Annotated in this window: 10 protein-coding genes and 2 pseudogenes; 2 read left to right on the top strand and 10 right to left on the bottom strand. The window is 59.0% G+C overall.

Translation table 11 applies throughout. The features are described from left to right. The first annotated feature begins 168 nt into the window (after positions 1-168). On the top strand, positions 169-537 hold the full coding sequence (locus FHK95_RS08225) for a PH domain-containing protein (protein WP_150304106.1): 369 nt from the start codon (positions 169-171) through the stop codon (positions 535-537). Between the two features lie 48 nt (positions 538-585). On the opposite strand, the gene FHK95_RS08220 is transcribed toward FHK95_RS08225, so the two are convergent. From FHK95_RS08220 to pyrC, 8 genes are all read right to left on the bottom strand, one after another. Beyond that, positions 586-1,416, bottom strand: a complete 831-nt coding sequence (locus FHK95_RS08220; RefSeq protein WP_150304105.1) for an SDR family oxidoreductase — start codon at positions 1,414-1,416, stop codon at positions 586-588. A 133-nt stretch (positions 1,417-1,549) separates the two neighbouring features. After that, positions 1,550-3,337 (bottom strand): sensor domain-containing diguanylate cyclase, encoded by a 1,788-nt coding sequence (locus FHK95_RS08215; protein ID WP_150304104.1) that lies wholly within the window; start codon positions 3,335-3,337, stop codon positions 1,550-1,552. After that, positions 3,334-4,368 (bottom strand): ABC transporter substrate-binding protein, encoded by a 1,035-nt coding sequence (locus FHK95_RS08210; protein ID WP_178114742.1) that lies wholly within the window; start codon positions 4,366-4,368, stop codon positions 3,334-3,336. Before FHK95_RS08210 ends, FHK95_RS08215 begins: the two co-directional genes overlap by 4 nt. A gap of 282 nt (positions 4,369-4,650) precedes the next feature. Then, on the bottom strand, positions 4,651-5,079 hold the full coding sequence (locus FHK95_RS08205) for a universal stress protein (RefSeq protein WP_150304102.1): 429 nt from the start codon (positions 5,077-5,079) through the stop codon (positions 4,651-4,653). Then, positions 5,072-7,681, bottom strand: coding sequence for a TRAP transporter permease (locus FHK95_RS08200; RefSeq protein WP_150304101.1), 2,610 nt, complete (start codon positions 7,679-7,681; stop codon positions 5,072-5,074). Before FHK95_RS08200 ends, FHK95_RS08205 begins: the two co-directional genes overlap by 8 nt. A gap of 63 nt (positions 7,682-7,744) precedes the next feature. Further along, the gene (locus FHK95_RS08195) at positions 7,745-8,719 is read right to left on the bottom strand and encodes a TAXI family TRAP transporter solute-binding subunit (protein WP_150304100.1); all 975 of its coding nucleotides are present in this window, start codon (positions 8,717-8,719) and stop codon (positions 7,745-7,747) included. A gap of 290 nt (positions 8,720-9,009) precedes the next feature. Next, positions 9,010-9,681 carry a ribonuclease T gene (gene rnt, locus FHK95_RS08190; RefSeq protein WP_408003599.1) on the bottom strand — a complete coding sequence of 224 codons (672 nt, stop codon included), beginning with the start codon at positions 9,679-9,681 and terminating at the stop codon, positions 9,010-9,012. Between the two features lie 9 nt (positions 9,682-9,690). After that, the gene (gene pyrC / locus FHK95_RS08185; protein ID WP_150304099.1) at positions 9,691-10,740 is read right to left on the bottom strand and encodes a dihydroorotase; all 1,050 of its coding nucleotides are present in this window, start codon (positions 10,738-10,740) and stop codon (positions 9,691-9,693) included. Between the two features lie 236 nt (positions 10,741-10,976). Here pyrC and FHK95_RS08180 point away from each other — a divergent pair, with 236 nt between their 5' ends. Next, entirely contained in the window at positions 10,977-11,828 is an 852-nt protein-coding gene (locus tag FHK95_RS08180; RefSeq protein ID WP_150304098.1) for a flagellar protein MotY, read from the top strand. 546 nt (positions 11,829-12,374) lie between these two features. Here FHK95_RS08180 and FHK95_RS20450 read toward each other — a convergent pair. Then, a pseudogene (locus FHK95_RS20450) lies at positions 12,375-12,965 on the bottom strand (methyl-accepting chemotaxis protein); the annotation flags it as partial. A 264-nt stretch (positions 12,966-13,229) separates the two neighbouring features. Beyond that, positions 13,230-14,015: pseudogene (locus tag FHK95_RS20445) on the bottom strand (cache domain-containing protein); the annotation flags it as partial. Positions 14,016-14,201: the final 186 nt, after the last annotated feature.

Below are 14,201 nucleotides of genomic sequence, written 5' to 3'. Positions count from 1 at the left end.
ATTCGGGCTAGGGGGGATTCGGGTTCAGGTTCGGCTTGCCAATCCAAATGCACAAGACACTGGCCAACCCCGCTGAGCTTCGCGACACTGCTGCGACACGTCGCGTCAGAACGGCGCGAAATTCTCCCCCACTGGTGCGCTTGAGCCCCGTGAACACAAGGTTGCACAATGATCGATTTCGAGAACAAGGGCTTCTTCAAGCTTAAACAGAACGCGGAATACGCGGAAAAAGTGGCTGAGCTGCTGATGGAGGGCGAGCAAGTCATCGACTCGTACAAGTCCATGCGTGATGGCGTTGTATTTACCAATAAGCGGATCATTGCGGTGAACGTGCAGGGTCTGACCGGAAGCAAAAAGGATTTCACTTCGCTGCCATACAAGAACATCGTGACCTATTCCATCGAGACGTCCGGCACCTTTGATATTGATTCCGAGCTGCAAATCTATTTTTCGTCACTGGGTAAGGTGCAGTTCGAATTTACTGGCCGGACGGCTATCGTGGAGATATCGAAACATATTTCCCGGCACGCGCTATAGGCTGCGTGTGCCTGGCTGAAACGGCGCCAGACGGCGCCGGTTCATGTATCAGAGACCGAAGGTCTCTTTCACCTTTGCCTCAAAGGCCTTGTCGTCCAGGGTCTTGCGCAGGGGTACAAACTGCTCGGACTCGGCGCCGACTTTGACGGCGATGTCGCTGTTTTCATCTTCGATAATGGCTTTCACGGCCTCGGCAATCGGCAGTGGGTCGGGTCCATCGTTGATGGCAGCGGCGACGATTGGAACAAAATGCGAGACCAGCGTCTTGTACGGCGAATCCTCGCTGGTGGTATTGCTGTTGGCGACCAGGCCTTTCTTGACGAAGTTGGTGCCAAACAAGCCGGCGAGCACGGAGTGCACCCTGATACCGAAGGGAGCGACCTCGAAACGCAGCGAATCGGTGATGCCTTCTACCGCGTACTTGCTGGCATTGTAGTGCGCGAGCAGGGGCAGCCCCATCTTGCCGAGGAAGGACGAGATATTGATGATGACGCCGCTGCCGGCCTGACGCATATGGGGCAGCACTTCGCGTGTCATCTTGATCAGGCCGAACACATTGACGTCAAACTGCTTGAATATTTCCTCGTCGGTGCCGTCCTCAATGGTGGCAACCAGGCCGTAGCCGGCGTTATTCACCAGCACGTCGATCCTTCCTTCCTTGGCCATGACATCCTTGACCGCGTCGCGGATGGATGTGCTGTCCTGAACGTCCAGTTTCACGGTGTGGATGGACAGGTTGCGCTTCTGTGTTTCCTCCAGCAATTCCTCGCTGGAACTCCGGACTCCGGCATAGACGGAATAGCCGTTCTCAGCCAGGAGCAAAGCAGTCACTTTGCCCATTCCAGAGGTGGCTCCGGTAATTAATACAACTTTGTTCATATCAAACACCTGATGGTTTGTTGACATAGAGTCTGAACTGATTTGCATGCACCTGAAGGCGTGTAGAGGCGAGAGCGCGAATAGTGGCTAGAAGCAAAGGATTCCAGACCCGTGGGAGCAACGAGCGTATCAGTTATCCGGGTACGACGGGAGCGCCGGCTACATCGTTAGACGGGCTGTCGCTTGAGTAGGGCGTCGCGACGCGGTTGCGGCCTAGCCTCTTGGCCTCGTAGAGCGCGGCATCGGCGGTATTGAGCAGACTCTCTATCACCTTGTCCGGCTCGCCCGTTCCCTGCCAGCTCGCGCACCCTATGCTCACTGTGACCTGCCCCCAGATCGAACCTTCATGGGGTATGGCCAAGGCATGGATTGACCGGCGAAGCGCCTCAGCGGCATACACTGCACCTTCCAGGTCATACCCCGGTAACAACACGGCAAACTCCTCGCCGCCCATCCGGGAAGGGAGTTCCCCGGCACGCTTGAAGCTACCAATCAGTAATGCCCCCAACGCCTTGAGGCAGTCGTCGCCGGCGGAGTGCCCGTATAAGTCATTGAATCCCTTGAAGTAATCAACGTCTATCATGAGCAGGCTGGCGGCGTAGCCAAGCCGTGATGCACGGCGGAGCTCACCGAGCTGATGCGCTTCAAAGTGTCTGCGGTTTGCCAGCCCGGTGAGGGGGTCCGTGTGCGACATCTGTATCAGCTCCTGCCTCGCCTGATCCAGGCCAATCACGTGATCCCAATGCTGAACCAGGCTGAACAGCCATTGGCCGGTGCCTAGCGTCAGCTCGTCCCCGGTGGGTTCGAAGGTGCCGGGTGCGTCTCGCAAGGCGCAACAGAAGCTGGTCTGGGGGCCAATAAAGCGTATCAACAGCGTGCGTTCCGAGAGGCGCTGGATGGACCAGTCCGGCTCGCCGGCAGAGATATCCAGGGCTTTGATCTGCTCAATCCAGACCGGATCCTTCTCCTGCATCCAGCCGAGCCGATAACGGGATGGCTCGCCTGCCTGTTGGTCCAATAACGCACAGGCATCGAACTGCCGGTATTGGCAGAGCGCCGCAAGCGTATCGCGCAACGCTTCAGGGTATTCGGCGTGATTGAGATTCATCAGGCTCAACGTTTTGTCGGTGATTAGCCTGAGATAGCTGTTGAGTTGCGCGAATTCGCGCGTGCGTCGCGCGACATGCAGATCAAGGCTGTCGCGTTCGCTCGCCAAGGCCTGCATGACGCATTCATGCTGCTCGCTGTAGTGCGACATGCCTTTGCGCAGTGTGTCGAAGCCATCCACTATCAGATCAATTTCGTCATGCCAGTCACGGGTCCGGCGCGGCAGTTTCAGGCCAGGCGGGTGACGCTGGGGTTTTAGGCTGCTGACGTACTCGGCTATCTGGTTCAGCGGCCGACCTAGTTCAGACTGCAGGGCGCGAAACAGCACCAGAAAGATCAGCAGCGTATACAGCGAGAACTCAAGGATACGCTGCACAATCGAGCTCATGATCTGCTGCATCACGCGTTCATGCTGGTAATAGATGTGCAGTTCACCCAGGGGCACGCTGGTGTCGAATGGCGAAGGGATCAGCAGAATAGCGTCGGCCGGTTGGGACTGGACTGAGGGCTCTCCTGCGCGGATATCCAGGCCGGTATCGGACAGCAAATGCACAGCGGCGACGGGGGGCAGCCCGGCGATGCGTTGAAGCTGACGATCTATTGTCCCCAGTTCGACATCCCATAAGGCCGTTTGCAGCAGCGGAATCTGAGTCGAGGTCAGCTGCTTGACCAGAGCCTGGTAATTCTGGCGCTCTGATCGGTTGATAAGTACAGCCTGCGTAATCGAGACCAGCAGCATGGCAATCAAGGCAAGCGCGCTGAGCTTGACCAGTAACCGACGACTGAAAGGTCTGAACCGGGTGCTTGCGATCACAGATGTACCTTCAGCCAGCCGTCGAAGGAAAAGTCGTAGGCTTGGCGAAGCGGATCGCAGACCATGCTGAATGAACAGAAGTCCAGGGGAGGGTGCTGCTGGCGACGCTGTATCAGTTGCTGCGCGATCCGCGCATCCTGTAACGAGAACATGGAGTATTCGAGCTCGGAGTGCCCGTCGTGCGTTTGATAGAAGTCCAGGCCGTGGTAATGATCATGAAGCAGGACGATCGACCAGGCGCCTGCCAGGTGATGTCCGCCTGCGAGGGCGGTCAGCTCCTGCGCAATCACGCCGCGCAACCCCTCGTCAGTCGAGTTAATTCCTGAGAAAAACACATCCTGGCCTGGTACGCCCCCGATACGGCGCAATGATTGCATCGCGCCGAAGGCTAACTGATCGCTGGCACCCCAGACCATCCGCACGTCAGGGTAGCGGCGGTAGAGGTGAGCAGCCTGTTCGGCGGCTTTGTCGCGGGACCAGTCCGCATTGACCATCTGATACAACTGCACCTGCGGGAACTCGGCAAGCGCGCGCTGCAACCCTTGGTTCCGCTTCAGGGCGGTATCAGTAGAGCGGTCGCCTGCAATGGCGATCAAGCCTACTGATGTCTGCTCAGGCGTGTGTTCTAAGGTGTGGGTGAAAAGCGCCCGGGCAGATAGATAGCCACCTTCTTCCGCGTTGGGCGTCAGGCTGCCGAGCCATTGGCTGAAGCGCCCGCGAGGATGACCGACCTGAGGCCGCTCGGCAGGGCGCACGCTGTTGAACGCGAGGAATACCGGAATACCTGCTGCTTCTGCCAGTTCCAGCTGGGCGGCCAGGGTGCCTTTCTCTCCGGCAATGATCAGATAGTCTGGTCGTTGCGCGGCGGGTCGCTCGGCAACGTCGCTGACCAGCGATATCTGTTTTCGGAAATCGCGTTCCGCGTGAAGTATCTCAAACTGCACGTCCAGGCTCGTTGCCGCTCCGCGCATGGCGCGCATTGCGTCGATCCAGTAGGGCTCGGTGGACAGTCCAGGGTTGATGAACGTCATGCTCAGGGCGCTGGCGGTACCAGTCCAACTCAAGGCACACACAAAGACGCACAGGACTGAAAAAGCCATGCGAAGTGAGGGGTTATAAGTAGGCACTTTGGCTGGACGCGTTCGTTGGAAAGGCGGGATGCTAGCAGAGAGCGGTTGGGCGGGGCAATGGCACTATGATGTTAATCGATGGTTCGAACGCTAGCGGGCGCGAGTTTCAGGGCCTCGCATCAACGTCAGGAGTCGGCAGCAGGACCGGCGAGAGGGTTCCGCCGGTCCGCTTCCATCCGGTCATTACCGCACAATCAATACCGATAGTTTCGACTGCTGCACAACGCGCAGGGCATTGGTGCCCAGCACGTAATCCTCCAGGCGTTTGCGTTTGTGTGAGGACATGACAATCAGGTCAACCTCCTGTTTCTTCGCCACACGCAGTATCGCTTCATAGGGTTTGCCGTCGGCCACCACGCGCTGGACTTTCACGTCCTTGGGAATCATCTCCTTGACGAATTCGCGGAGATTATCGCTGAAGGTTTTTCTCGCTTTGACGGCAAAGTCCTTGGGAAAGAAGCCCCCCACCAGCGGCAGGCCGAAATCCGGCAGCACGGTAACGATATACAAGGAGGCACCGTGCGCGCGGCATAGTTCCAGCGCCACCGGCAGCGCTTTCTGCCAGGACGCTTTGTGGTTTAGATCAATGGGCAGCAGAATCTTGTTATACATGGGCACCCGCCTCCATACGCGGCTTGTCGGTGGGCTCGCGGCGCTTCCACTGCAGCCCGACGATCATTGCGAACAGCAACAGACCGGGGATCCACATCCACTCCTTGGCGATGCGGTCTACCGGAGCCAGCACTTCGAGGATCTCCTGATCAAAATCGAAACCCAGATCGGCCGCGAGGCTGCCATAGGTGACCATGTCGACCAAGGTACGGTCGCCATCCTGCATGAGTGTCAAGCCCAGCTCTTCCATCCGTTCCTCACCCGTTGCGCCGTCAGGTATAGGTACCAGAAGGTGGAAGGTCCGCGGATCACCGACTTTATCCAGTCCGGCAATCTGCATGCGCAGATGGCTGCCTTCGTCGACACGCTCCAATGCCTGGGTCAGCTCGGCTGCCGGGATGGATTCATAGGGATCGTGGATGATGTCCATCCAGAAACCTGGGCGGAACAGCGTGAACGCTACCAGCAGCAGCAGGATGTTCTCGTACCAGCGGTTACGTACGACCAGCCAGCCTTGCGTCCCTGCGGCAAAGATAAGCATGGCTATGGTCGCCACAATAAAGATGAGGATGCCATGCCACAGACCGACATCGATCAGCAGCAGATCGGTGTTGAAGATGAACAGGAACGGCAGGGCAGCGGTACGCAGGCTGTAGTAGAACGCCTGGAAACCGGTGCGGATAGGGTCGCCGCCAGACACCGCCGCCGCCGCGAAGGAGGCCAGGCCGACCGGGGGCGTGACGTCGGCCATGATGCCGAAGAAGAAGACAAACAGGTGCACCGCGATCAGCGGCACGATCAACCCGTTTTGCTGGCCCAGGGTTACTACTACCGGAGCGAGCAGCGCCGACACCACGATGTAGTTGGCGGTCGTTGGCAAGCCCATGCCCAGAATAAGGCTGAGCACGGCGGTGAGCATGAGCATGAGCATCAGATTGCCCATCGACAGCAGCTCGACCAGATCGGCCAGCACCAGGCCTACGCCTGTCTGCGATACCGCACCAACGATTATGCCCGCGGTGGCGGTGGCGATACCGATGCCGATCATGTTGCGCGCGCCGGCGACCAGCCCTTGCCAGAGATCGCTCAGGCCATGCATCAGGTCGTTGCCCAGCGCGCTCTGCCCGCGAAACAGTGCGGTCAGTGGCCGCTGCGTGAGGATGATGATGATCATGAACACGGTGGCCCAGAATGCCGACAGGCCGGGGGATAGCCGCTCGACCATCAGGCACCAGATCAGCACGATGACCGGCAGGATGTAATGCAGGCCAGACATGACCGTGGGGCGGGTCTGGGGCAAGGTGACGACCGGCGAATCCGGGTCATCCAGTTCCAGTACCGGGTACTGGGCGCCCAGTTTCAGCAAGGCAATGTAAACAACGATCAGCACCGACGATATCACCCAGAAGGCACTGTCACCGAGAATCGGCTTGAGCCAGCCAAGGCCGTAATACACCGCCAGCGACAGCACCATCAGCAATATAAGGCCGGTCAGAAAGCCGATCACCTTGCGCACCAGAGGGCGAGGCGGGTTACTGGATTCCAGGCCTTGCATGCCGGCCTTCATGGCTTCCAGATGCACAATGTACACCAGTGCAATGTACGAAATCAGCGCCGGCAGGAAGGCATGCTTGATGACTTCAACATAGGAAATACCGACATACTCGACCATCAGGAATGCCGCAGCGCCCATCACCGGCGGCATGATCTGGCCATTCACCGAGGAGGCCACTTCCACAGCACCGGCTTTCTCCGCGGAGAAGCCGACGCGCTTCATCATCGGGATGGTGAAGGTCCCGGTGGTCACGACGTTGGCAATGGAGGAGCCGGAAATAATACCGGTCATGGCGGAGGCTACGACCGCTGCCTTGGCGGGGCCACCGCGATAGTGACCGAGCAAGGAAAACGCAACCTTGATGAAATAATTGCCGGCACCGGCCTTGTCGAGCAGGGCACCGAACAGCACAAACAGGAACACGAAGCTGGTGGATACGCCGAGTGCGATACCGAATACACCCTGGCTGGTCAGCCACTGGTGATTGGTCAGCGCCTGAAGGCTAACGCCGCGGTGGGCCAGAATGCCTGGCATGTGCGGGCCAGCCAGCGAATAGATGATGAATATCGAAGCGACGATCATCAGCGGCGGCCCGAGTGCGCGTCGGGTGGCCTCGAGCAACATCACCAGGCCGATAACACCCACCGTGACGTCTATTGTCGTCGGGCTCCCGGGCCGGCTTGCCAGCTCGGAATAGAAAATGAACAGATAGGCCGCGCAGAAAGACGCGATCAGCGCCAGAATCCAGTCCAGGATCGGGACGTAGTCACGCGGCGAACGCTTGAGCGCAGGGAAGGCCATGAAGCCAAGAAATACCGCAAACGCCAGGTGGATCGAGCGCGCCTCGGCACTGTTGAATACACCGAAGCCCACCATGTAGGGCAGCGGCGAGGCAATCCACAATTGAAATAACGACCAGGTGGCACCAATACCCAACAGCAGCTTGCCTGTCACGCCCCGTGGTTTGCGGGCTCCGGTATCGGCGGAGGAAACCAGATCCTCCAGTTCAGTGCCCAGGTCGTCGCGTTGGAGGTTTTTTTCGGTCATGGCAGGCCCTGCGTCAGCTGTTGCAGAAAGTAAACGGGCCGCAATAAGCGGCCCGGTACAGGGTTACATCCAGCCGCGTTCCTTGTAATAGCGTACGGCACCATCATGAAGCGGAACGGCGAGACCTTCCTTGATCATTTCTTCTTCGGTCAGTGTCGCGAAAGCAGGGTGCAGACGCTTGAACCGGTCGAAGTTCTCGAATACGGCCTTGACGGTCTGGTAGACGGTTTCTTCTGGTGTATCAGTAGAGGTTACCAGCGTAGCGCGCACGCCAAAGGTCTCAACGTCGTCGTCATTGCCGCGATACAGTCCACCTGGAATGATTGCCTTGGCATAGTAAGGACGCTCTTCGATCAGCTGATCGATCTCCTCGCCCGACACCGATACCAGCACCGAATCAACAGTGGTAGTGGCTTCCTGAATCGAGCCGTTTGGATGCCCGGCGACATAGACCATGGCGTCTACGTTGTTGTCACCGAGTGCCGCGGCCTGCTCAGCGGCGTCCAGTTCGGATGCCAGCGCGAAATCGGAGCGGGACCAGCCCAGTGCGTCCATCACTACGTCCATGGTGTCACGCTGACCAGAGCCGGGGTTGCCGATGTTGACGCGTTTGCCCTTCAGGTCCTTGACCGTCTTGATGTTGGCGTCGCGACGAGCGACTACAGTCAGAGGCTCGCCGTGCAGCGCGAACATGGCGCGCAGCCCTTCAAATTCTCCGGCTCCCTCGAAGTTCTCGATACCTTTATACGCCTTGAATTGAACGTCAGACTGAACAACGCCCATGTCCATTTCGCCGCCACGGATGGCATTGACGTTGGCAACTGAACCGCCGCTGGACGGCGCATTACAGCGGATGCCGTGCTCATTGCTGTTGCGGTTGATCAACCGGCACACTGACTGCCCGACGACGTAATACACGCCGGTTTGACCGCCAGTGCCAATGGTGACGAAGTTTTCCTGGGCGACTGCCTGGGTGGCAGAGATACCCGCGCACGCAATAGCGGCGGAAAATAGTACGGCAAGTGAAGTGCGTTTCATCTGGGATGACTCCTTTTTCTGATCAAAGTCGGCCTGCATGTGGCGCCGCCGACCTCCATCCAATTATTAGCTGTTGCCGAGTTAACATCTGAAGTGTAGCGGAAGATTGGTGCCATCTCTGAAAATAGCCGGCACTGACCATTCCTGCAAGTTAACACGCCGGCTGTTGTTATCGGAAAAAGGAATAAGAGAAGGCCTGGGGCCAGTAAAAGGCAATGCCCACGGCATCCTTACCCAGCTGTCGCCAGGTGATCATCAAGGATGCCGAGGAAGGCCGAAGCTCAATCCGCTTAGACGGGCGGCCAGCCGCCCATCTCGCGCCAGCGGTTGACGATGGCGCAGAACAGGTCAGCGGTTCGTTCGGTGTCGTAACGCGCCGAATGCGCTTCACGCCCATCAAACTCTATACCGGCTGCGGCGCAGGCCTTGGCCAGTACCGTTTGCCCATACGCCAGGCCGCCCAGCGTGGCGGTATCAAAGCAGGAAAACGGATGGAAGGGGTTACGCTTGATCTGGGTGCGTTCGACGGCAGCGTTGACGAAGCCCAGGTCGAAGAAGGCGTTATGCCCGACCAGCACCGCGCGCTTGCAACCGGCGGATTTCACCGCCTTGCGGATGTGCTTAAAAATTTCAGTCAGGGCATGGTGCTCGTCGACAGCCATGCGCAACGGATGATCCAGCTTGATGCCGGTGAACTCCAGCGCGGCTGCCTCGACATTGGCACCCTCGAATGGCTCTACGCGAAAGAAGTGCGTGTGGTCCGGATAGACCATGCCGTCATCATCCATGCTGATGGTGGTGGCGGCTATTTCCAGCAACGCATCCGTGGCGGCATTGAAGCCACCGGTCTCGACATCCACCACGACCGGCAGGAAGCCACGGAAGCGGTAGGCCATCGGCGGTTTGGGGCCCGATGCCTGGGGTGCATTATCGATGTTGTCGTCGAACTCAAACTCGCTCACTGGCGATCCTTAGCGTTCAGGCGATTGAACTACTCGCCAATTGATTGTTTCGCCAGCACGCAACGGGACCACAGACTGGCCTCCGAACGGCAGCGTGTGCGGAGCATTCCAGCTCTCGCGAACCAGGGTAATGCGGTCGGTGTTGCGCGGCAGGCCATAGAAATCCGGCCCGTTAAAACTGGCAAAGGCTTCGAGTTTGTCCAGTACACCAAGCGTATCGAATGCCTCGGCGTAGAGCTCCACCGCGGCATACGCGGTGTAGCAGCCGGCGCAGCCGCAGGCCGCTTCCTTGGCATGACCGGCATGGGGCGCCGAATCGGTGCCCAGGAAGAATTTCTGCGAGCCGCTGGCCACCGCCTCACCGAGTGCCTGCTGATGACGCTGGCGCTTGAGAATGGGCAGGCAGTAATAATGCGGACGAATGCCGCCCGCCAGCAGGTGGTTACGGTTGTAGAGCAGGTGATGCGCGGTAATCGTCGCGGCGACCCGGTCCGACGCGCTCTGTACGAACTCCACCGCGTCTGCCGTGGTGATGTGCTCGAATACCACCTTGAGGGTGGGGAAGCGCTCAACCAGGCCAACCAGTTGCTGATCAATAAAGCTCTTTTCCCGATCGAAAATATCCACATCGGCGTGGGTGACTTCGCCGTGCACCAATAACAGCATGCCGACCTCGGCCATGGCTTCCAGCGCGGGATAGATCTTTTCCAGCGCCGTGACGCCAGAATCCGAATTAGTGGTCGCGCCGGCGGGATAGAGCTTGGCGGCAATCGCCTGCTTGCTGTTCCAGGCCTGGCGGATGATATCGGGACTGGTCTGATCGGTCAGGTACAGGACCATCAGCGGATCGAACACCGATGCGCTCGGGCGTGCGGCAAGAATACGCGCTTTATAGGCGGCGGCCTGCTGGCCATCGCGTACCGGCGGAACGAGGTTCGGCATGATGATTGCCCGGCCGAACACACGTGAGGCGTCTGCGACCGTGTCGGGCAGGACATCACCGTCACGCAGGTGGATGTGCCAGTCGTCAGGCCGGATGATAGAAAGGGTGTCGGTCATCGCGATGTTCCAGGCTGTTGCAATGGCGCCATGCTACCGGAATTGCCTCGATTTTACACTGAGGCTGTTCAGCGCATTGCGCGTGTACGAGACCCGGTCGCGGACGGGGGCTGCGCCGGAGCGAGAGTGTCATGGCTGTGCGGGACAGCGCGTTACCCGATCTTGAGCGTGGGTAAAGTTTCAGCTGACGCGGCCGATGTAAAACGCAATGGAAAGCTTATCGTCCGGAGATTTACGTGGTTCGATTGTATCTGGCTGTACCGCTGATTGGGCTGGCCTTGCCGGCGCTGGCGACGACCTTCGAGACGCGTATGGAAGACGTGCAGTGGGCCGTCGAAGGAGATCAGTTCGAGTGCCGGTTGAGCCAGACGGTGACTGGCTACGGCGAAGCGGCATTCGTGCGCCGTGCGGGTGAGCAGCCCACGTTCCAGCTCAAGGCGTGGGACAGCCTCATGCGGCCAGGCTCTGCGTCCTTATATAACGGCGTTCCACCCTGGCGCCATGGCAGCGCTGAGCGCTATCTCGGTGAAGCCGTGGTGCAGCAGGGCGCCGTCATGTCTGTGCCCTATCAGCAGGCGGGTCAGATGCTCGCTGGTCTGGCTGGCGGCTTGCACCCGACCATTCAGCGTAGCGGTTGGGCCGGCTCCGCGGCCTCCGTGCGGGTGGTAGTTTCCAGCGTTGGATATCAACAGGCCCAAGTGGATTTCCAGCAATGCATTGCTGGTCTGCTACCGATGAATATCGATCAGATAGCGACGACGCCGATACGTTTTGCCAGCGGCGCGCGGACACTGGATCAACAGGCCCGCGCATTTCTCGATGTGGTACTGGCCTATCTGGAAGCCGATCCGGGCATCAAGGCAATCGAGGTTAACGGCCACTCCGACAACGTCGGCGACCGGCTCTCCAATCATGAGTTGTCCAGACAGCGTGCTTTAGTGGTGCAGGCGTATCTGGTTGAGCATGGCGTTGATCGCGACATGATCAAGGTGCGCTTTCATGGAGGGCGTTATCCGATTGCGGATAATCGAACGCAGGCGGGTAGGGAGCGCAATCGACGGGTTCTGGTGGCGTTGGATAAGGGCTGAGGCGGTTTTGCGTTTGGTCTTTTGCATTGTGCGTTGATCGGNGTATCTGGTTGAGCATGGCGTTGATCGCGACATGATCAAGGTGCGCTTTCATGGAGGGCGTTATCCGATTGCGGATAATCGAACGCAGGCGGGTAGGGAGCGCAATCGACGGGTTCTGGTGGCGTTGGATAAGGGCTGAGGCGGTTTTGCGTTTGGTCTTTTGCATTGTGCGTTGATCGGACCCTGGCGTAGCGCAGGCGCGCTACACCCCCAGGGTGGTTCAGCCCTGAGGCGGGTTTCCTGGGGTTGGTGAGCGCCTGCTCGCCGACGGGGTGGTTCAGTGCGAGTGGCGAGTTCCGGTGTTGGTTGTGGCTTGTGCGTTGGTTCAATCCTGGCGTAGCGCAGGCGCGCTACACCCCCAGGGTGGTTCAGCCCTGAGGCGGGTTTCCTGGGGTCGGCGAGCGTCTCGGGCCGCGTTCGGACGCGCCGACAGGGTTTAGCGCTGCTGGGGAATTAGGCGTAGCGCCCGAGTGCGGACCAGGGCGCTACACCCCCAGGGGGGATTCACACTTTGAAGCGTCCCACCAATAGATCAATCTGCTGACTAATCCTGGTCAGATGTTGGCTGGCCTGGGCGGTTTCCCGGGCGCCATCGGTGGCTTCGCGGGCTAGGGTGGCGACTTCGGTCACGTTGCGATTGACGTCTTCCACAACCGTTGACTGTTGCGTGGTAGCGCTAGCGATCGAGGCGTTGAGGGCGACCATGTGTTCCATGGATGAGGATATCTGCGTCAGGGCTGCGCCTGCGTGGTTAACCTGCTCCACGCTCAGTGCAGAATAGCGGCTGCTGTCGTTGATCACGTCGACCACGGTCTGCGTATTGTTCTGCAGCCTGGTAATCATGGTGTTGATTTCCTCGGTGGACTTCTGGCTGCGTTGCGCCAGATTGCGCACCTCGTCGGCAACCACTGCAAAGCCGCGTCCGGTTTCGCCGGCACGGGCCGCTTCGATGGCCGCGTTGAGTGCCAGCAGGTTGGTTTGCTCGGCGATGTTGCGGATTACGTCGAGCACCGCGGTGATCTCCCGGGCATCGTTGGACAATGTCTGCATGTGCTGCACGGCGATGGAGATGCTTGCTGACAGGTGATCTATCTGTTCGATGGTTTTGTTGACCTGCACCTGACCGTTGCTGGCGCCATCGCTGGCTTTCTCTACTTCCTGCGCCGCAGAGCTGGCGTTCTGCGCAACATCATGCACGCCGTAGGTGATCTCGTTGATGGCCGTCGCCATGAGTTCCATGCGCTCGGATTGCCTGGTCATGCCGTCGAGACTGCCGCCGCTGATGCGATCGAGCTGCTGGCCGGCACTGCTGAGCTGCTGGGCGTTGTCGCCCAGTTGGATGACGATGTCCCGGAGATTGGCGGTAAAGGCGTTGAAATGGCGGGCGATCATGCCGACCTCATCACGCGCATCATCATCCAGGCGGCGCGTCAGGTCGGCTTCTCCGCTGGCAATGTCGCGCATGGCCCGGACCACCTGGTCCAGCGGCTTGGCGATGCTGCGACCGATGACATACAGGGTGCTCGCCATCAGGGCGGTAATAATTACGACGAAACTCATCAACTTCTTGATTTCGCTGATGAAGCGCGCCTCCATGTCGGCAACGAACACGCCTGTTCCAACCATGTAGTTCCAGGGCTCGAAATGCTTGAACGCGGCAATCTTGTCCAGGCCCTCGTCTTCGCCGGGCACGCTACCCGGACGTACCCAGGAGTATTCGTGATAGGCCGAGCCCTGCTCGCGCACTTTATTGGTCATCTCGACGATGACATTGGGTTCGCCATTGGGGCTGACCATGCTGGACAGATCGATCCCTTCGGTTTGCGGCGCCATGGGGTGCATGATCATCACGTTGTTCAGGTCATTTACCCAGAAATATTCCTGTCCGGCGTAGCGTAGCCCTCGCAGCGCCTCAAGGGCTTGCTGGCGCGCAGCCTGTTCGCTCAGTTCTCCGCTCAGCTGTTTGCCGTGATAGTGCGCCAGCAGGTCATGCGCGGTGTCGACCAGATGGCTGGCCTTGGTGATTTCCGCCTGACGTAGCTCTTCCTTGATGCTGAGCAAGCTGCTAAGCGAAAGCAGCGCCAGGCTGATTAGCGCAACAATGAGGATCAACCAGATCCGCTGATTAATCCTGAGTGTTCGCATCAATTTCATAATCCTGCGCTCCCTGCATGGTGGCTCTTGGTGGGCAAATCGCGCCCGTTACGTTGGGCATACCCACTGTATCGGCGGTTGGCGAAATATCTGGAGGCATTTTGTCGCAGGCGCTGCCTTTGAATGAGCCGGGCAAAGGCAGCGGTAAAGCTCGCGCTTCGTCTCTCATTGCTTTGC

The sequence above is a fragment of the Pseudomonas saliphila genome (assembly GCF_008638345.1).
GTDB classification, from domain to species: Bacteria; Pseudomonadota; Gammaproteobacteria; order Pseudomonadales; family Pseudomonadaceae; genus Halopseudomonas; species Halopseudomonas saliphila.
The sequence above is the reverse complement of the archived record's forward strand: the minus strand, read 5'-3'. Positions and strand labels throughout refer to the sequence as shown.

Coding starts and splice junctions, on each gene's coding strand:
- FHK95_RS08225 (WP_150304106.1), top strand. CDS start 169: ATGATCGATTTCGAGAACAAGGGCTTCTTCAAGCTTAAACAGAACGCG.
- FHK95_RS08220 (WP_150304105.1), bottom strand. CDS start 1,416: ATGAACAAAGTTGTATTAATTACCGGAGCCACCTCTGGAATGGGCAAA.
- FHK95_RS08210 (WP_178114742.1), bottom strand. CDS start 4,368: ATGACGTTCATCAACCCTGGACTGTCCACCGAGCCCTACTGGATCGAC.
- FHK95_RS08205 (WP_150304102.1), bottom strand. CDS start 5,079: ATGTATAACAAGATTCTGCTGCCCATTGATCTAAACCACAAAGCGTCC.
- FHK95_RS08200 (WP_150304101.1), bottom strand. CDS start 7,681: ATGACCGAAAAAAACCTCCAACGCGACGACCTGGGCACTGAACTGGAG.
- FHK95_RS08195 (WP_150304100.1), bottom strand. CDS start 8,719: ATGAAACGCACTTCACTTGCCGTACTATTTTCCGCCGCTATTGCGTGC.
- pyrC (WP_150304099.1), bottom strand. CDS start 10,740: ATGACCGACACCCTTTCTATCATCCGGCCTGACGACTGGCACATCCAC.